The sequence below is a fragment of the Fibrobacter sp. genome, assembly GCA_017503015.1.
Taxonomy (GTDB): domain Bacteria; phylum Fibrobacterota; class Fibrobacteria; order Fibrobacterales; family Fibrobacteraceae; genus Fibrobacter.
In genome coordinates this window covers 26,527-44,182 of the sequence record JAFVTX010000034.1, presented here as the reverse complement: position 1 = coordinate 44,182, position 17,656 = coordinate 26,527, and the positions used below count along the sequence as shown (strand labels likewise).

The 17,656-nt window shown below is 54.3% G+C and carries 13 protein-coding genes and 1 pseudogene; 8 read left to right on the top strand and 6 right to left on the bottom strand.

The features are described 5' to 3' along the window. Positions 1 to 167 precede the first annotated feature (167 nt). The 4 genes from IKB43_06580 to IKB43_06565 are packed head-to-tail and all read left to right on the top strand — an operon-like array spanning position 168 to position 5,237. Complete coding sequence (locus IKB43_06580) at positions 168 to 2,678, top strand: NPCBM/NEW2 domain-containing protein (protein ID MBR2469800.1); 2,511 nt, start codon at positions 168 to 170, stop codon at positions 2,676 to 2,678. After that, a complete protein-coding gene (locus IKB43_06575; protein MBR2469799.1) occupies positions 2,678 to 3,769 on the top strand; it encodes a glycosyl transferase family 28 in 1,092 nt (363 codons plus the stop codon). Before IKB43_06580 ends, IKB43_06575 begins: the two co-directional genes overlap by 1 nt. After that, entirely contained in the window at positions 3,766 to 4,458 is a 693-nt protein-coding gene (locus tag IKB43_06570) for a hypothetical protein (GenBank protein MBR2469798.1), read from the top strand. The genes IKB43_06575 and IKB43_06570 overlap by 4 nt, the downstream gene beginning before the upstream one ends. Positions 4,459 to 4,481: 23 nt before the next feature. Continuing rightward, the gene (locus IKB43_06565) at positions 4,482 to 5,237 is read left to right on the top strand and encodes an acyl-ACP thioesterase (protein MBR2469797.1); all 756 of its coding nucleotides are present in this window, start codon (positions 4,482 to 4,484) and stop codon (positions 5,235 to 5,237) included. Positions 5,238 to 5,242: 5 nt separating this feature from the next. Here the strand turns inward: IKB43_06565 and IKB43_06560 are convergent, their stop codons facing one another. Further along, a complete protein-coding gene (locus IKB43_06560) occupies positions 5,243 to 5,998 on the bottom strand; it encodes a 16S rRNA (uracil(1498)-N(3))-methyltransferase (GenBank protein MBR2469796.1) in 756 nt (251 codons plus the stop codon). 37 nt (positions 5,999 to 6,035) lie between these two features. Here IKB43_06560 and IKB43_06555 point away from each other — a divergent pair, with 37 nt between their 5' ends. Continuing rightward, positions 6,036 to 6,836 (top strand): HAD hydrolase-like protein, encoded by an 801-nt coding sequence (locus IKB43_06555; GenBank protein MBR2469795.1) that lies wholly within the window; start codon positions 6,036 to 6,038, stop codon positions 6,834 to 6,836. Positions 6,837 to 6,879: 43 nt separating this feature from the next. Beyond that, positions 6,880 to 7,872, top strand: a complete 993-nt coding sequence (locus IKB43_06550) for a hypothetical protein (protein MBR2469794.1) — start codon at positions 6,880 to 6,882, stop codon at positions 7,870 to 7,872. Between the two features lie 638 nt (positions 7,873 to 8,510). On the opposite strand, the pseudogene IKB43_06545 reads toward IKB43_06550, so the two are convergent. Both IKB43_06545 and IKB43_06540 read right to left on the bottom strand, forming a co-directional pair. After that, positions 8,511 to 10,673, bottom strand: a pseudogene (locus IKB43_06545) (hypothetical protein). Positions 10,674 to 10,978: 305 nt separating this feature from the next. After that, positions 10,979 to 11,884 carry a metalloregulator ArsR/SmtB family transcription factor gene (locus IKB43_06540; GenBank protein MBR2469793.1) on the bottom strand — a complete coding sequence of 302 codons (906 nt, stop codon included), beginning with the start codon at positions 11,882 to 11,884 and terminating at the stop codon, positions 10,979 to 10,981. A gap of 72 nt (positions 11,885 to 11,956) precedes the next feature. On the opposite strand from IKB43_06540, the gene IKB43_06535 reads away from it, so the two are divergent. Next, positions 11,957 to 12,799, top strand: coding sequence for a phosphatase PAP2 family protein (locus tag IKB43_06535; protein ID MBR2469792.1), 843 nt, complete (start codon positions 11,957 to 11,959; stop codon positions 12,797 to 12,799). A gap of 65 nt (positions 12,800 to 12,864) precedes the next feature. After that, positions 12,865 to 13,878 (top strand): hypothetical protein, encoded by a 1,014-nt coding sequence (locus IKB43_06530; protein MBR2469791.1) that lies wholly within the window; start codon positions 12,865 to 12,867, stop codon positions 13,876 to 13,878. 191 nt (positions 13,879 to 14,069) lie between these two features. On the opposite strand, the gene IKB43_06525 is transcribed toward IKB43_06530, so the two are convergent. Genes IKB43_06525 through IKB43_06515 form a run of 3 tightly spaced genes read right to left on the bottom strand, consistent with a single transcriptional unit; the run spans position 14,070 to position 17,537 of the window. Continuing rightward, complete coding sequence (locus IKB43_06525; protein ID MBR2469790.1) at positions 14,070 to 14,918, bottom strand: hypothetical protein; 849 nt, start codon at positions 14,916 to 14,918, stop codon at positions 14,070 to 14,072. 3 nt (positions 14,919 to 14,921) lie between these two features. Next, positions 14,922 to 15,893 carry a flotillin-like protein FloA gene (floA, locus tag IKB43_06520; GenBank protein MBR2469789.1) on the bottom strand — a complete coding sequence of 324 codons (972 nt, stop codon included), beginning with the start codon at positions 15,891 to 15,893 and terminating at the stop codon, positions 14,922 to 14,924. 57 nt (positions 15,894 to 15,950) lie between these two features. Beyond that, positions 15,951 to 17,537 carry an ATP-dependent Clp protease proteolytic subunit gene (locus IKB43_06515; protein MBR2469788.1) on the bottom strand — a complete coding sequence of 529 codons (1,587 nt, stop codon included), beginning with the start codon at positions 17,535 to 17,537 and terminating at the stop codon, positions 15,951 to 15,953. Between the last annotated feature and the right edge of the window lie 119 nt (positions 17,538 to 17,656).

Sequence of the window (17,656 nt, the reverse complement as noted above, 5' to 3'; positions counted from 1 at the left end):
TGCAAGAGGTAAAGTGGTCGGTAAACAGTGGTTAGGACAGTGGGTCTCAAGAGGTGTCATCCTCGCTGTCATTCTGGAGCCACGGTGTGGCGATAGAATCACGAGGATCTGCTTGAGGAGTAGGTGATTTAGGTCGGTTGTTTAGAATGTGAATCGAGTGATGTAAAATGAAAAAGAATAAAGAAAAGAAAAATGCGTTGAAGGAGTGGTTCAAGTCGTTGAACCTTGGGAAACCCCAGGGGCTCATGCTTGTGGTCACCCTGATAGTGCTGGTCATAGCATTCCTTATTTTTAACGGAACCTCTGTGGCTACGGCCCGCAAGTGGGATATCGAATGGGGCTATTACGCCATCCTTTCCACGTTTGTGGTGGGCCTCGTAGGCGTCGTGGTGAACCTGCCCTTTATCGCCAAGCATATCCGCGGGTATTTGCCCGGCGGCAAGAGCCTTTGCGGGCTGGCCGTGCTGCTTCTGGTGTTCTCCGTGTTCATGTTCGGAAACATCGGGAACAGCCATCGGGTGCTGAGCGACGAGACCAGCTGGGAATCCATGGGCCTGCAGATGTATTTCCAGCACTCCGGCGGCATCTGCAACGAGGGAATCTGGAAAGACGGCAACCTGGAATGTACCGACGAGGTGAACAACTTTAAGGGCAAGGCTCTCGGCTTTGTGTATTCCCTGGTGTTCAACTTTATGGAACCCAACAGGGATACCGCCTTGTTGGTGAATTACCCTTTCTATATCCTGAGCCTAATTTTCTTCTTCTTTGCGCTTTGCAGGTGGTTCAAGAGCGAGCCTTTGGCGTTAGCGGCTACGGCGTTCTTGGGCGGCATGCCCATATTCCTTTTGCAGGCACGCTCGGCCTCCACAGAAGTCCTCTACATCGCCCTCTTGACGGCTTTGATGGCCTGGTACGCCTTTGTGCCGACTAACAAGGTGACCTGGAAACATTTCTTGCTGACCGTGCCCCTGCTAGGCTTCTTTGCCCAGACTAGACAGGAAACCGTTTTCGCCTTTATTCCTTTCGCTCTTTACTATTATCGCTATTTCTTGGAAAAACCGTACCGCCTGCCCCTCTTTGTGGCCTCGGTCATTGCGGTGAGCTGGCCTTCTATCAATACCATGGCGGCCTACCGCGGTTATGATTTCCAGGGCGGGGAACATGCTGCCCATTCTCTTGAAAACCTGTGGTTCAACCTGAAGACCAATGTAGAAGTCATGATGAACCTGAAGGCGGATACGTCTTTTGGTGGCATCCTCGAAAATCCGTTCTACACGTCCTTTACGGTGCTTCTGCTGGCGTCTACGGTATGGCTTCTGTTCAGGATGGTTTATTCCAGGCGTTATGTTCGTGGCTTTGTTCTCGGGATTTCGTTCTGCATCCAGATTTTCGTCATCTTGCTGAACGTGTCGGGCACCTTCACCATCGACATTAACCAGCGTTATGTGCTGGTGGCCTTGCCCCTGTTCGCCCTCTTGATGGCCCTTGGCCCTTACGACGCCTTGTGCTTTTTCTCCAAGATGAAACCCGATGGCATCGGTCGTTTGGTTCTGGGTATTGCTGTTGCCATGTCCCTTGGGCTTATGATGTTCCACGCCCCCAGTTACAAGGCCAACATGCTTTATTACAAGAACAAGCTTTTGGCCGAAGAGGATTTCTTGAATACGGAACTGAAAAAGTATCCCGAGAATTCCATCTACATTTACGCGAGACCTTGGCAGATGCTTGCCTCCGGTCATAGTGCCTTTAGCGAACGGACGTTCAAGCGCTGGGATACGGATACCTTTGCCAAGTGGTACCAGGTGTCTGGTGGAAATATCTATCTGGTGCGCGGTCAGGATGGCTACGGTTCGGTAAACCGCCAGAGCCGCGTGGTGGGCTTCAAGACCACCGACCAGATTGACGAGATTCTGGATTCCTACAAGAACGAACGGGTACTCTTGGAGCCCAAGCTGTTCGGCTATCCGTTGGTCATTTACCGCATCGACGCCAAGAAGGGTGTGTCCCAGTATGCACAGCGGTTCTCTGTTTCGAACATGGACAGCAGCCTCGTTACGCTGAACAAGAATTTTGAAGAGTCCATCGCCTGTTCCTATTCCGTAAACGGCAAACCCGAAAAAGAAAAGGTGGTGACTGAAATCCAAGACAGTCTGCTGCTGGATTCTACAGATTTGTCTGCCGGGATGAACCGTCTGAAAATGTGGTGCCTGATGCCTGATGCCGACACTCTGACTCTGTACAGGGACTTGTTTATGGAAGGCGAAGGAGTCGCCCTGGTTTCGGAAATGCCTATAAAGAACTTCCATCAGGATTGGGGTAGCCCGCAAAAGGACCAGACGGTGGACCATAACGGTATAACCCTGGACAAAGAACCTTTCCGCTATGGAATCGGAAGTCATGCCGATGCTGTCCTGGAATACGATATTGCAGGACAGTTCAACATGCTTCACGGCGTTATCGGCCTGGACGACGAAAGTGCCTGCGGTGACGGGGCATTCTTCGTGGTAAAGGGTGACGGTCGTGAACTGTTCCGTTCAAACAAGATGTATTCTACACAGAAACAAATCTTGGAAGTAGATGTGTCCGGAGTCCAGAACCTGCAACTGGTATTGGAACAGGGCGGCAACAAGGACTGCGATCACGGCGACTGGGCCAACGCATGGCTGGAGGCCAGGTAGTGAAAGTCCTGGTGGCACCTTTGGACTGGGGACTGGGTCATGCGACCCGTTGTGTCCCCGTCATCAAGGAATTTCTGCGGCAAGGCGCCCAGGTGGAGCTTGCCGTTACGGAATCTTATGCGCCGTTGTACAACGAGATTTTTCCGGAACTGGAAAAACATGTGGCTCCGTCTTATGGCATTGTTTATCCGAAACACGGATTCAACATGGGGCTATGGCTCCTGAAAAACAGCGTCCACTTGAACAGGGTCGTTGAATACGAGCACCACTATGCCGAAGAAATGGTTCGCCGTCACGGGTTCGACATCCTGTTTTCGGACAACCGCTTCGGTTTTTATTCGGCGAAGGCGCTTTCCATTTACATGACGCACCAGTGCCGTATTGCCTTTCCGGCACTTTTCTCTAAGTTCGAAGGGATCGGGGTCCATTGGCATCGAAAGAAAATGGAAAACTTTGACCAGGTGTGGATACCCGATTTGAAAGAAGCCCCCGGTTATGCAGGCGCCATGTCCCATGTGAAATCTTGCCCGGAAAATGTTCGTTATGCAGGCCCGTTGAGCCGTTTTACGGAATTGGATGACTTGCCTGAAATTATGGACGCTACTTCGAAAGATTTGAACGTGGTGGCGGTCATCTCTGGAGTGGAGCCTGCCCGAAGCGCCTTTGAACGCAGACTGCGGGAATTGCTCTCTGAACTGCCCGGAAACCACGTGATGATTCTCGGGAAACCCGGTGCCGAAAGAAAGTCTTGGACCGAGGGAAACGTTCAGTTTTTTAGTCACCTGGAAACGCCGGAATTTGCCCGCACTGTCCGTCGTGCCCGCTGGATTATTTCTCGGGGCGGCTACAGCACCATTATGGACATGGCCGTTCTCGGCGCCAGCTGTATCTTTGTGCCCACGCCTGGGCAGTATGAACAGGTGGTGCTCGCCAAAAGTCTTTCCCGGGCAGGTTACGCGGTAGAGATTCCAGCGGCAAAACTGAACCTGGGAACATTGCAGACCGCTATGGAAACACAGGTGCGCCTGCCGAAACCGCCTTCGCAGAACTTGCTCACCCCCTTGGTACAGGAGGCCTTGAAACAGGTATGAATTCTTTTGTTCTCGCATTCCCGTTGACCGTGGCTCAGGACGAGCCTTTTGCCGTAACGCCTAATGTCGTAGTAGAAAAAGATACGGCTAGTCTGATGGTGCCCGGCTGTACCTTGAATTTCAAGGTGGTCCGCAAGGAGGCTACTCCGGGACTTTCCGAGATTTTCAAGGAACATCAGGATATTTCTGCCGATGAGGCCCGCGCCATCGATTCCCACAAGTCACTGCTGTTCTTGCTGGGGAGCTTGAAAAGCCCTGCGGACCTGACCATGGTGAATACCGCCATACTGAAGGTGCTTTCGGCGGGAGCCTTGGGCGTGTACATGCAGCAGAGTGGCGCCGCCTGGACCGCAGAAGCGTTCCGTGAAGAATTGGGCGACGCCCAGTTCCCGATGGACCCCTGGATGAATTACCTGGAAGGTCCGGACGTGCTTTACACCTTGGGCCTTGAAACTTTTGCCCTGCCGGATCTGTGCATCTCGAAGGCTTCGGACGGCACCGACCCTCGCGAGGTCTTGAGCGTGGTGGCCGACAGCCTGTTTATGGAAGGCGTCAGCTCCAAGTCGGGGACCGAAGTGGACTGCGGCGAGTGCGGAGTTTACGCCTTGCGGCAAGAGACGAAAAGCCCCTTCGCCAAGGACGACCCGGAATACAACCGCCAGGGAATCATGCGCCTTCTGAAACGCTAACCATTTAAATTATATTGCTCACCATGATAGATATTTACGCCTTGTCGAAGAACCCTCTTGTATTCCAGAAACAGCGGACCATCACGTCGGCCTATATCGACGTGTCCGGAAAGATGGGCCTTGCCCAGACGGTGCTTATGGTTCAGGATAATATCACCGAAAATTTCGGCGCCATGAAGATGGACAATTTTGTGGTGAAGGAGAAGGGCGGTTTCTGGGTGGTTTACAAGGCCAAGTTCAAGTTTTTCAGGCGCCCGTACTGGCGGGACAAGGTGGTCACCACGTCGTTTCCGGCGGATAACCAGCTGATTAGGCTCAACGAGAACACCGCCATCACTACGACCGAGGGTGAGCCCATCATTTTGGCCAAGCAGGAAATGTGCTGCCTCAGTTTTGAAAACCACCGCCCTCTGCGGCTCTCGTCGGTGGGTTTTCCGACGGAAGGTTTTCCGGAAACCCTCGATGCTTCGGACTTTGACCGTTTCCATGTAAAGCCTGAAGAATACCAGGAAGTTTACCAGCAGAAGGTGCTGCCCCAGCATATCGACATGTCCCACCACATGAACAACATCGAGTACGTAAAGCTGGCCTTGAACGTGTTCGGGACTCCCGACTGGGAACTTTGCAACCCGGCAACGCTGGAGATTCATTACCTGGGAGAATCCAAAGAAGGCCAGACCCTGCGCATTTTCCGCGCAGACCACAGCGGGGCCACCTACATGCGCATCTTGGACGAGACGGACCGTGCCGTCTTCGAGATGCGTCTTCGCTTGATGTAGCTGTTTTACAGCAATTTTCCGAGAGCCACGATGGCAGCGGTACGGGCCCGGAGTCTTGTGTTTCCCAGGTTCAGGGCGTAACTTTTGCCGCCTGTAAATTCTTTCGTCATGCGGATTTCTTCTGGAGAAAACCCGCCTTCGGGCCCCACCAGAAGGGTCACGGGGGTTAAGGCTTCGTCGCACTTCTTGTCGCTAGCAAGATTGAACGTTATCTTGTCTATAATTTCTTTAGGGGCTGTCCTTTCGCCGTCCACATCGCAGAGGATCAGGTCTCCTCGGTAACTTTTCAGCCATTCCTTGAATTCGACAGGTCCGCAGATTTCGGTAAGCCAAGGTTTTTTGGACTGTTTCAGGCTTACCAGGCTCTTGAGCTCGGAACGGCGGACCAGCTTGTGCAAGTCGGAATTCTTGGGCTCTTGGGAATAGTCCGTCCGTAAGAAGGTAATGCTTGCAATTTCGGTCTGGGCGGCATGGAATACCACTTCTTCTAGGGCGTCGTCCTTGAGACAGGCGATGGCCAGGTTCAGCAACGGTCTCTCCGGTTTGGGCGTTTCTACCTTGGAGATTTCCACCTGGCAGGCCCTCGGGTCGGCAACCACGATGGTTCCGTGCGCAAAGTGGCCCTGTCCGTCGCAAAGCTCCAGAACGTCCCCTTGGGCAGCACGGCATACCTTTACGGCATGGGCGCTTTCGTTTTCGTCCAGGGTTGCCCTTCCGCATTGGATTTGTGGGCAGTAAAAACGGCTATCGGGGGTCTTCATGGCATCTAAGGTAGCAATTTTTTCTACCTTAGCAGGCATGACAGCGCACAAGCCCGTAAAAGTGGTGGTCTTTGACCTGGACGGAACCCTCTACCTGAGCGGCCGTCCGTACCCTGGTGCGGTAGATACCGTGAAGCGGGTGGCCTCGAAGGTGCCGGTTTACTACCTGAGCAACAACACCAGCAAGTCGCCCGTGTTTTACGAGAACCGCCTGAACGTGATGGGGCTTCCCCTTCGCGACGGCGGCATTATTTCTGCGCTGACTTTGTCTTTGGCGGCCATTCACGAAAAGGGACTCAAGAACGTCTATTTCTTTGCCAATCCCGAAGTCTATGAATGGTTTGCCGCCCAAGATCCTTCTCTCAATTTGCGTCCTGCCGTAGAAGATACGGAACTGGTTCTGGTGGCCTACCACAACAGTTTTGACTACCGGGAACTTTGCGAACTTTCGTTCCGGGTGCAACGGGGGATTCCCTTCTGGGTGACCCATACGGATTTCGTGTGCCCCGACGCCCGCGGCCCCGTGCCCGACATCGGGAGTTTCATGGCGCTCCTCAAGACGGCCTACGATGTAGAACCGGAGCGCAGTTTCGGTAAGCCGAACCCGGCTATGCTATCGGGGCTGTTGAAGACGTATGCTCCCGAAGAAATCCTGTTTGTAGGGGATAGGCTCTATACGGATTTCGAGCTGGCAAAGCGCTCCGGTTGCAGGTTCGTGCTGCCCCTGTGCGGCGAGACCAAGCGCTCGGACGTGGAAAAGCTGGATGTGAAGCCGGAATACGTGGTCGAAAGCGTCAAGGATATCGATTTCGAGGGCTTTTTCGAAGGTCGGTTGTAGCGTTTTTTACGTAAAAAATGTATAATAGGGTTAGAGGTTTTTGATGAACTTGAACTTGAAAAAGTCTGCGGCTCCTTTTGCGGCTGCCGTCGCTTGTGGTTTTGTGCTTTCGGCCTGTGGTAGCGATAGCGGTTCTTCCAGTATTGATTTGGAAGATTCTTTTGACATGGTTCTCTCCAAGGCCCACTATGATTACGATTCCGACGACTCTACTTTGACAGTCACTTACCCGGTCTGCAAGGTGGGTGAACTTGGCAATCTGGTATGGAAAGAAGAAGATCCGGATTCTGTTTTCAAGTACAAGTCCTATTTGGATAAGACTACCGCCTTGCGTTTTGAAAAGGATATTACGGAACCCGCCCGCTTTGAGTTTGACGGTGGCAAGTTCCCCGTAGGATTTTGGCAGGTAGGCCCGGGCAAGAAGGGCGACAAGTTCCAGATGGGCATTCGCTACGAGAAGGGCGATGACATGGCGTCGGTAATACACTATTCCGGTGAATGCTATGCCCAGGATTTCAAGGCGAACCTGTTCGAGGAGAATCTCGCCATTGCCCAGACAGAAAAAGCCCTGATCGATTTCTACCTAAAGTTCCAGCCTGCGGACAAGCAGGTGGTAGAGGGTAAAGCCGATGAGGAAAATGTCCTCAAGAATATCCGTGCCGCCGACTGCGACCGCCTGACCATGTACGATGACCTGGTGTCCATCGAGGTGGATGAACTGAAAGAATCTTCTGGCGAGTTGACAGTCTCTTACGAAGGTGATGAATGCTCCTTGAACTTCGCCATCCGATACGCCATTGACGAAGACGACTGCAATGCCGCTTATGATGAATTCAAGGCTGATAAGGATGCCGAAAAGTTCAACTTCGCCGATTACAACATGAAGGTGGAATACGACGAATACTGTGTCGCCCAGCTTGTGCTGAACCTGAAGAAGGACCAGGGAATATCCCTGAAAAAGTCCGCCTCCCTGAAGTCCGACAGCAGGGAATTCGCCAAGGGCGTTGTTCGCCTGATTCTTGCCGGGCTGAAGTAAGCTCTTTTTTTCGGAAACAAAATGCCGCACTTGCGTTGCGGCTTTTTTTTGATTTATTGTTTTTTAGTCCTTGCAAGCACCACCACCCCGAAGATAGCGAGCAGTACGAAGGCGAGAGCGCTGACCTTTAGGCAGGCGTGGAAGGGCTTACTCCGGTATTCCATGCGAACGGTGGATTTTCCCTTGGGCACTTCTACGGCACGCAGGTTGCCGAAGGCCTTGTATACCTTGGATTCCTTTCCGTTCACATAAGCCTTCCAGTAGGGGTGGAAGTTCCCTGCCACCACCATAATGGCGGGGCGGTCGCTATCCACTTCGAACACCTGGGTATCCATCTTGGGCTGTTCCACGAGGCGGGCGTACCCTTGGACGATACCGCCTTCTAGGGCTTGTTCCGGTTTTTCGGACAGAATGGCCTTTTCCCTGTAGTAGAAAGCGTTGGGGTCGTCTTGAGGTTCGTCCGGAACACTTGCAACTAAAGCCGCTGAGGAATCGGTAACGGTGCTGTCTGCGGCGGTGCTGTCGGCGGTTGCCACGGTAGAGTCTGCGGCCGTAGAATCTGCAACAGGTTCAGTCACGGGTTTACGAATGGCGGCTTTCTCCTGCAAGGTCTTGATGGCGTCTTCGTCGCTCATGACGGTGGCATCGCCATAGAGGTAGGCCTCTCCCATGGCGGTGGGGATAGGCATGTAGGTCGTGCCCCGCTGGCTATCGAAAATGATAAAGCCGATATTCATCAGGTCTAGGAAGGGGTGGGCCGCTTCGGGATTGTTGATGTTCAGGAGGAAGTTTGCGTTTTGCTGGCCACCACGGAAAGCCCTGTAGCTTGCCAGTTCGTTGTCGTGGAACCCGTCGGCGTTGCGCAAGTGATATTGCGGGAAGGCGTTTGCTCCCAGCGCCTTGTTCCTGGAAAGGGAAAGTACGCGGGGGGTGTTCAGGCTGTCCGCCTTGTAGGGGGCCTTGACGGCGGCTACTACGGGGTTTTCCGGCTGGAGGTATTCCTTGGTTTCTACGTTCTGGATGAACGCCCCGTCAATGAAGAATAGCTCAACGGCGGCCACGGCGGCAAGGAGCCCCGCTTTTTGGACAACGCCCGCTTTCCACTTGAAGGTGAACAAGGTGGCGGCCACGATTACGAGCACCAGGATGAACCCGGGAATGATTTTCCCTGCGCTCATCTGCATGGCAATTTCGTTCAGGGGCTTGAAATAGGGCGCCGTTATGGAATCTTCCAGCAGTTTCTGCCCGCTCATGAGGAACATTCCAATCAGGGCAAACCCGATTACCACACAGGCCTGAATAGCGCGATGGGTGCCGGGGAGGCCGGCCTTGAAACTGTCGGTGAAATTGGCTACAGAAAATTCCTTTCCCTGGTCGTCCAGGCTCATGATGCCGAGACATGCTGCGGCATACACCAGGCAGGTCACCAGTCCGAATGGCCCGATAAAGAGTGTCCAGTTGTAACGGGCGATGACAACGATGACCAGAAGCAGCACAAACATGACGGCACCATGGAACAGGGCGCGGCGATTCCTAGCGGCTTCGCTGGATTCGTCGGAAATGGCCTTGAGGACCGGGGCGGCCATCATCACAAGCAGCAGGGGCAACCAGAACAGCGCCATGCCGGGGGCACGGAAATTCTTGACGCCAGGCAAGATGTTGTACCAGAGCTTGAATAGCGGAGAATGTGCACCCATGCCGTAGCTCAGGGCAAGGACTGCTCCAAGCCCCCAGAACATGGCCCAGCGGCGCTTGCCGGGCAAGAACAGGCATAGGAATCCCAGCAGGGTGAGAAGTGCTCCTGCGTTGTTGTGGTCCAACTTGAATGGGTTGTGTCCCCAATAGAAAGGAGAACCGCCCGAGGACTGGTATTCCTGTACGGTAAATCCCACGAAAGAACTGCCTTCCAGTTTCCCGGCCTTGTCGTCGTATTCATAGACGTCCACCCCGATGAACCCGGGCAGGAGCATCTGGGCCAGTTCCTCTTGATGCAGGGACCAGCTTACGGCATGGCCCAGGTTGGTGTGGTCCCCTTCGCCACGGACGGACTGGGTGGTGGTGTACATGTAGGGAGGAACCACCTGGAAACAGCTGATGGCAAGCCCGAAGGCAAGTCCCGCTGCCGCTAGGCCTATACGCTTGCCTTTGGTCTTGAAGGAATTGCAATGGAAAAAAGCTTCGTAGAGGGTATAGAATCCGGCGCCCCACAGGAACAGGTAGGTGAGCTGCAGGTGGCTACCGAGAATCATCCAGGTAATAGAAAGGGCGAGAACAATCAGGTAGGGGAGGCTTCCGTCCCGCACGATCTTGCGGATGGCGAGCAGTGCAAGCGGCGCGATGGCGAAAACCATCATCTTTCCGTCGTGTCCGCCGTAGATGTAGGTGAAATACTCCGGCGAGAAGGCGTAGAGCATGCCGAGAAGTGCTGCCCACCAGCGGTTCCCCGTAAGGTTCCAAGCCAAAAGCATGGCGCTCATGAAGGCCACCCAGACGGTCAAGATAAACTTAAAGCCTACGGCTCGGGCGGGGTCCGTAATGAACTGCACCCAAACAAGGGGGTGGTAGACGTCGGCGAAAAGGGCATCGATGGTGGGGACGCCGCCCAGGCGGGAATCGTCCCATTCCGTGACGACAGCGTTTTCGGCGCGGAGAATACGGCTGCCGATACCGTTCAGCTGGTCGCTGTTCAGCATCAGGGTGTCAGGATTGAAGGCGAATTCCCGAAAGACAATGAGAAGAATGCCCAAAAAAACTGCGGCAGTAACCGCAAAAAACAGAGGTTTCTTGTTTAGAAAGTTCATGTTGGACAATATAGCAAAGCGCTTGCGGGCGGAATGCACAAAAGGCCGGGCGTATGTCCCGGCTACACTTCAAAAAAATTGCAGATGGCTAGTCCGCCGTGTTCTCATCGAGGCGGGCGGTCCGCACGATGCCGTAGATCCCGAGGGCCGAAATCAGGCAGACGGCGACAATCACCAGAATTTTGAAAACCTTTCCCATGGGTCTCTCCTTTCGTTATTCTAAATCTACCTGTTTTTTTTCAAAAAAGCAATAGGCTGGATAAATTTTTTTCCACGTATGCCTGAGCCTTGAGCCTCGAACCCCGCTACTCTTTGGTCAAAATCATGCAGATGACGGGGAGTTTCTTGTCTACCTGGTTCTCGCTGGGGATGATTTCGCTTTCGACAATCTTGCAGTTGAATTCCTTCACGAAAAATTCCAGCTGGGCGCGGTCGAAACCAAGCCAGATGTGACCGTGGGTTTCACGGAAGGATTCTTCTTTGTGCTGAGCCAGGTCCAGGAGGGCGAGTGTTCCGCCCGGTTTCAGAATACGGATGGCCTCCTTGAGGGCGAGGCGCGGGTCCTGGGCGTGGTGGAGCACCTGGCTCATGAGTACCAGGTCGGCAAAATTGTCCGGAAGCCCGGTAGAGAGCATGTCCGCCACCTTCGGGGTGACATTTGCGATGCCCTTTTTCTTGAGGATTCTCTGGAGCCCGCTGATGACCTTGGGGTCATAATCCAGGGAGAAGACGTTCTGGCAGCGGTTCGCAAGCATCAGCGAAAGGTCGCCCCCTTCGCCGCAGCCGATATCTACCGCCTTTTCGAAGGGCATCATGAGCTTGCTGAACAGGCTGATTTGGGCCTTGAGGCTTCCGCCGGCCTGGTCCAGCTTGTGGATCTGGCCCTTGGTCTTGTCGGTGCGGTCTTGCAGCACCTGCTCGGCGCGGCATTGGATGATGTCCTTGTCTTGCAGGTCTTCGTAGGCCTCCCGGATGACCGAAAGGACACGGCTTGAAAGCAAAAGCTCTTCGCTGAGTCCGTAGTAGGCCTTGATGCCGTCGCGGCGGTCTTTCAGGAGTTTGCAGGCCGAAAGCTTGGAGAGGTGTCGGCTGGCGTTGCTCTGGTGGATATCCAGGATATCCTTGATTTCGTTGACGGTAAATTCGGCCTGGTCCAGGAGCATCAGGATTTTCAGGCGCATCTCGTCGGAAATGGCGTTGAATAGCTCGATGGAGGGCGTAATGGGCTCGCGGGTAATGTTCTTGCTCGGCATACCTCCAATATAATTTTTTAGTTTGGGGGTGTGAACGCTTTGCGGTGGAAAAAGTTTTTTTTGTGTCTGGCGGCCTTGCCCTTGATGGTGTGGGCGGCGGGAACGCCTGCGCCGGAAGTGGCCCACTACGATGTTTCTTGGTCCAAGGACATGCCGGTCACATTCTTGTCGGCGTTCACGGCCTTTTTCGGCAACTACCGCTACACCCAGATGGAAAAGCCCGAACCTGGGGATTACCGTTCGGTTTCGGAGCTGCTACCCTGGGACAGACCCCTGGCGGGGCGGTACAGCGAATCTGCAGACAAGGCAAGCAAGTGGGCGGCTGCTTTGGGGGTGGCGCCGCTGGCTCTCGCGGGTTATTCTTATGGAGTGGGGGATGCCTCCGGGCTCGATGCAGCCGGTTTTACCCTGATGTTTGCCCAGGCCCTTGCCCTCCAGTCGGGTATAAACCTGATGGTCCGTTCCATGGAATTCTGGCCCAGGCCCTATGTCTATGCCAAGGACGGTTACGGCTCCGGCAGCCGCAAGTCGGTGGAGCGGGCCGAAAAGGCAGATGCCGAGGCCTACGGGAGTTTTTATAGCGGCCACGCTTCGGCTGCCTTTACGGTGGCGGTGTTTACCGGGGAGTGGTTCAGCGAAATGTACCCCCAGTCGCCTTTTAGGGGTGTGGTGTGGGCGGGGGCGCTATCGGCAGCGGCCCTGGAAGGAGTTTTGCGGATAGCGGCAGGCAAGCACTACCCCACGGACGTGGTGGTGGGGGCCCTGGTGGGTACGGGCGTGAGTCTTGCGGTAATCGAAATCCATAAAAAACGGGACGAAAGGTTCTCCCTTTGGGTGTACCCTGGGGCGGCAGGCCTTACAATCCGCATATAACATTTTATTGTAAGTTTCGTTTTTTAATTTGGGATATATATTTGTAGGTGGAATTGAGGTTGTTTATGATGAGAATTTGGGTTCGCCTTTCCGTTTTAGTGGCTTTTTCTGTTGCTTTTGCCTGTGCCACTTCGGTCAAGGACAGCCGCGATGGACGCACCTACAAGATGATGCCCTCCGGAAAGCTCAACTGGTTTACGAGCAATGTTTCTTTAGACGGTAAGCCCGATTTTAAGGACCGGGCGAAGGTCAGTTTCTACAAGAAGGAATCCTGGTCCGGGCTTTGCCCCGCAGGAACTCATCTCCCAGATTTGAAGGAATGGAATGACCTTGCCGAAGACAAGTTCATGGGGCCCCGTAAAAAACAGAATGCCAAGGCTTTTGCAGGAAATACCCGTGGCTATTACGACATGTCCAAGAAGAACCCGAAGGTCCAGGGGAAAGATGCGGCCTACTTCGCCATAGCGGGGGATGCCGGAAAGTCGGGCATACAGGCGCTGATGCTGGACCTGAAACGCGGAAGTTTCCAGAAGGTGAACCTGCCCAAGGAATCCGTGGTGGCCGTGCGTTGTGTAACAGAACGGGACCTGCTTGCCGAAAAGAACATCTCCAAAGATGACATGCTCATGACGGATACCCGCGACGAAAGACAGTACAAGGTGAAAATCGTGGGCGACAAGATCTGGATGGTGCAGAACATCCGCTACGGGCTGACGGACGCCAAGACCCAGTGCCTGCTAGAAGATATGGAACTGTGCAAGAAATACGGACGGTTCTATACCCACAGCGAAGCCAAGAAGGCCTGCCCCAAGGGCTGGCACCTGCCCGACGACGGCGAGTGGCGGGATTTCCAGAAGGAACGCTCCCAGTGGGACTGGAACAGCATGGGTGTAGGCGGATGCAAGGATTGGGACCAGTATTGCGACGGGACCAATACCGGCCACTACTGGTCTGCAACCTCTATTAAGCGCAATACGGGCCGTTCCTGGGAATTTAGGCGCGAGGCCCGGAGCATCAACCGCACCGACGAGAGTGTCCGCAAGGGACTGTACGTGCGCTGCGTTGCGGACATGCGGTAGTTAAGGATTCCCGCCTGCGCGGGAAAGACGAAGGATGTGCAAAAAAAAAAGCCGTGCCAACAGGGGTGCGGCTTTTGATGTTTTTGGCGCGAACGGTTACCTGTGAGCAACAAAGCCCTCGATATTAATCGAGGGCGGTTGCGAGAGCGAGGGCCTGCCGGAGAAGCAGCTCCTGAATTTAGCGCGAGCGGTCACCTGTACTGTGCGCTCCAGCGGCGCTTGAAGCGGGGTTCGTCCAGGACTTTTGCCCAGATGAATCCCTTGCGCACATCGGCGATGTTCCTTGTGGATACGGCGGGCTTGCGGAGCATTTGGGCGGTTTCGCTGTCGCCTGTGGAGTCCGCATAACCTTCGCTTGTAAACGCAGCGGCAGATTCCCGGGCGGACTTGGCCCGTTCTTCAAGGGCGTTCAGTTTCTGCTGGCGTTCAAGTTCCTGACGACGGGCATCTTCTTGTGCGGCATCGATTTCGTTCTTTCGGGCGTCTTCCTGTTCCTGGGCGGTGCGTTGTTCTCGGTTGAGCAAGTTGTCCAGTTCTTCGATGTCATGGACCAGTACATCGTATTGACCGTCCATTTCGCGACCGATGATGCGGTGCTCCTGAAGCCATTGCAGAATCTTTTCTTCGTCTTTAAATACAATGTCTGTGTCATATTGGAAGATTTCCTTGATGAATTCGGCGTCTATGCAATCCTCTTCTATGATGATTTCGGCAATATCTTTGATGTTAAACTCTTTTGCCTGTCTGATTTTTTCTCGAAGTGCAAGCCGTTTATCAGAACTTGATTTCTCCACAGGCGGTGTAGGCGGCTCGATATTGCCTTGGGTCGCCTGCCTCTGGGCGTCTTCGAACTGCCGGATCAAATCCTGCAGGGAACGCGGGGGGCGCTGCTCCTGCGTTTCGTCTTGGGACTCGTAGCTGTCGTCATCTTCCGGCTGGTACTGGGTCGGCTGCTGTTGCCGCTTGTTTCTGCTGGCTGCAACCTTCTTGATGACGACATCCAGAAGCCAGATGCCTATGAGGATGAGTAGTCCTTCCATTTGCTACTTAGTCTCCGGAGCAGCCCCTATTTCCTTCCTCATCTGGGTGTCGGCTTCGATATTCTTGAGGTTGTAGTAGTCCATCACGCCCAGCTTGCCATCGCGGAGTGCGGTTGCCATGGCCATGGGGATTTGGGCTTCGGCTTCCACCAGTTTCGCCTTCATTTCCATAACCTTCGCCTTCATTTCCTGTTCGGCGGCGTATGCCATGGCGCGGCGTTCTTCGGCCTTGGCCTGGGCAATCTTCTTGTCTGCCTCGGCACGGTCGGTTTCCAGGATGGCTCCGATGTTCTGGCCCACGTCCACGTCGGCGATGTCGATGGAAAGAATTTCGAAAGCGGTTCCGGCGTCGAGACCGGAGGCAAGCACCTTCTTAGAAATCATGTTCGGATTTTCCAGCACTTCCTTGTGGCTTATTGCAGAACCGATGGAAGACACGATGCCTTCGCCGACGCGGGCGATAACCGTCTCTTCGCCTGCGCCACCCACCAGCTTCTGGATGCTGGCGCGCACGGTAATACGGGTAATGGCATGCAGCTGGATACCGTCGAGAGCCACTGCGGAAACCTTCGGGGTCGTGATGACCTTCGGGTTCACGGACATCTGCACGGCTTCCAGCACGTTACGGCCAGCAAGGTCGATGGCTGCGGCTTCCTTGAAGTCCAGCTTGATGTTCGCCTTGTTGGCGGCAATGAGGGCCTGAATCACGCGGAGCACGTTACCGCGGCTAAGGTAGTGGGCTTCCAGCAGGTTCGTATCGACGGGAAGGCCCGCCTTGCAGCTGAGGATTCGGGCTTCCACAATCACCTGGGGTGGCACCTTACGGAGCCGCATACCGATGAGCTGGAAAATGCTTACGTTCGCCTTGGAAAACAAGGCCTGGAGCCAGAGGCTGAAGAACTTGCCGATAAAGGCGAGAAGAATGATAACGGCAATGGCCGCGATGATGATTCCGATGATTAAGAGAGTTTCCATTGTTTTTCTCCGGTATTTTATTTCAAAATTTAATTCAGTATATCGAATGCCGAAATCTTAATTGTCCAGCACCACCCAAATATGCCCTTCTTGCACGGATTCCACCTTTACTTTTGTGCCGGCCTCGATGATTTCGCCGTGGGTCTGAACGTCAAAGAGCTTGGTGCTGCCGTCGGGCATGGTAAAGCTGGCCTGACCTACGGGGCGTAAGAACGTCTTGGCTTCGCCAATGGCACCTACGGCAATTTCCTGCACGGCTTCAGTGGGGGAGGCGGCGGTTTCCAGGTCCGTCTTGAGCATGGGGGTCCAGCCTTCGGGCAAGAGCGGTATCAGGTACTTGCTTGCGGCGATGGGGAACACCAGCGCAATAGCCGCACAGGCTAGCATATAGAACAGCCCGAATAGCCAGGGGGTGGCGTCGAAGGTGGTCTCTACGGTCTCGGGGACGAACTCCGGAATTTCCTCCGGCGAAAAGCTCAACGCAAGAGCCAGAATCATGCAGATGATACCGCCTATGCCGAACAGGAACGTCCCCGGCATCACGAAAATTTCTACCAGGAACAGCACCACGCCGGCCACAAGAAGTATGGCCGGAATGTAGCCGTCCAGTTGCGGCGCGAACTGCCCCAGGAACACGATGCCGATAAGGATAAGCCCGATGATTCCGAAAAGCCCGAAACCGGGGGTCTTGAATTCGATGTAAAGGGCGCCGAACCCGAGAATCAGGAGAATTCCCGCAATGGCCGCGATGGCCGAGGCGATGTCTTCGCCGAGAGTGGTTTCTACTTCGCTACGGCTTTCGATGGCAAGGCTCGTCTCAAATTCGTTACGGTCCTTGAAAGTCCCCTTGGAAAATCCCAGTTCCAGGGCTTCCTGGTCGGTCATGGTCAAGAGCTCGCCCTCTTTTACGAGAATCTTGGGAGCGCCCCAGAAGGCCTTGCTTGCACTATCCAGCACGGCGTACTTCTGCCCTTCGATAATGAGGGTGGTATCCCGTTCCGTCTTTTTGCCCTTGTCCAGCTTGGCGGTGAGCTCGAGCACTTCTAGTTCCGGCGTCACGAAGGCGGAACTCAAGAGTTCCGGGTAGCCGTTGCGCTGGGCCAGGTTCCTGAATTTTGCCCGCAGGGGCGACTGGATCTTTTCGCCAACGATTTGCGGTGTGCCGTCGCCGCCTTGCACAATGGGGGCGCAGTCCCCGATGGTGGTGGCTTCAAGCATGTAGAGTTTTTTGCAGGCGAGGGCGATGAGGCTACCTGCGCTGATGGCCTTCTTTTTCACCAGGGCGATGGTTTCGGGACCCTTGACTGCCATGATGGTGTCCACCAGGTCGAAGGCGGCATCCAGGCGGCCTCCGAAGGTGTTGATTTCAAAGACGATGTAGTCCGGCTTTTCCTTGAGGGCGTCGTCGATGGCCCTGGCGCAGAAATCGTACATGGAAGGCTCCACGTCGCCTTCCAGCTTGATCCATACGGCGTGTTTCTTCTTGAGTTCCTGGATGCTGGGGACATTGGCCTTGTCGGTATCAAGAACCACAGTGTCTGTGGAGCTGGTCTTGGCGGAATCGGTAGCCACTGCGGTGGTATCTGCCGCTGCTAGGGAGACGAACAGCAGGATTGCTGAAATAAGACTGAAAAACTTGCTCATACTCTCAATATACGAAGATTTTCGCTTGAAATATTCAAAAAGAAGAGAAAATGCCGAAAAATGCCCGTGCGATTTATGGGTGATTATTCCAAGTTGGAGCAAAGAACCCGTTTTTTTAT

Coding starts and splice junctions, on each gene's coding strand:
- IKB43_06580 (MBR2469800.1), top strand. CDS start 168: ATGAAAAAGAATAAAGAAAAGAAAAATGCGTTGAAGGAGTGGTTCAAG.
- IKB43_06570 (MBR2469798.1), top strand. CDS start 3,766: ATGAATTCTTTTGTTCTCGCATTCCCGTTGACCGTGGCTCAGGACGAG.
- IKB43_06565 (MBR2469797.1), top strand. CDS start 4,482: ATGATAGATATTTACGCCTTGTCGAAGAACCCTCTTGTATTCCAGAAA.
- IKB43_06560 (MBR2469796.1), bottom strand. CDS start 5,998: ATGAAGACCCCCGATAGCCGTTTTTACTGCCCACAAATCCAATGCGGA.
- IKB43_06555 (MBR2469795.1), top strand. CDS start 6,036: ATGACAGCGCACAAGCCCGTAAAAGTGGTGGTCTTTGACCTGGACGGA.
- IKB43_06550 (MBR2469794.1), top strand. CDS start 6,880: ATGAACTTGAACTTGAAAAAGTCTGCGGCTCCTTTTGCGGCTGCCGTC.
- IKB43_06530 (MBR2469791.1), top strand. CDS start 12,865: ATGATGAGAATTTGGGTTCGCCTTTCCGTTTTAGTGGCTTTTTCTGTT.
- IKB43_06525 (MBR2469790.1), bottom strand. CDS start 14,918: ATGGAAGGACTACTCATCCTCATAGGCATCTGGCTTCTGGATGTCGTC.
- floA (MBR2469789.1), bottom strand. CDS start 15,893: ATGGAAACTCTCTTAATCATCGGAATCATCATCGCGGCCATTGCCGTT.
- IKB43_06515 (MBR2469788.1), bottom strand. CDS start 17,537: ATGAGCAAGTTTTTCAGTCTTATTTCAGCAATCCTGCTGTTCGTCTCC.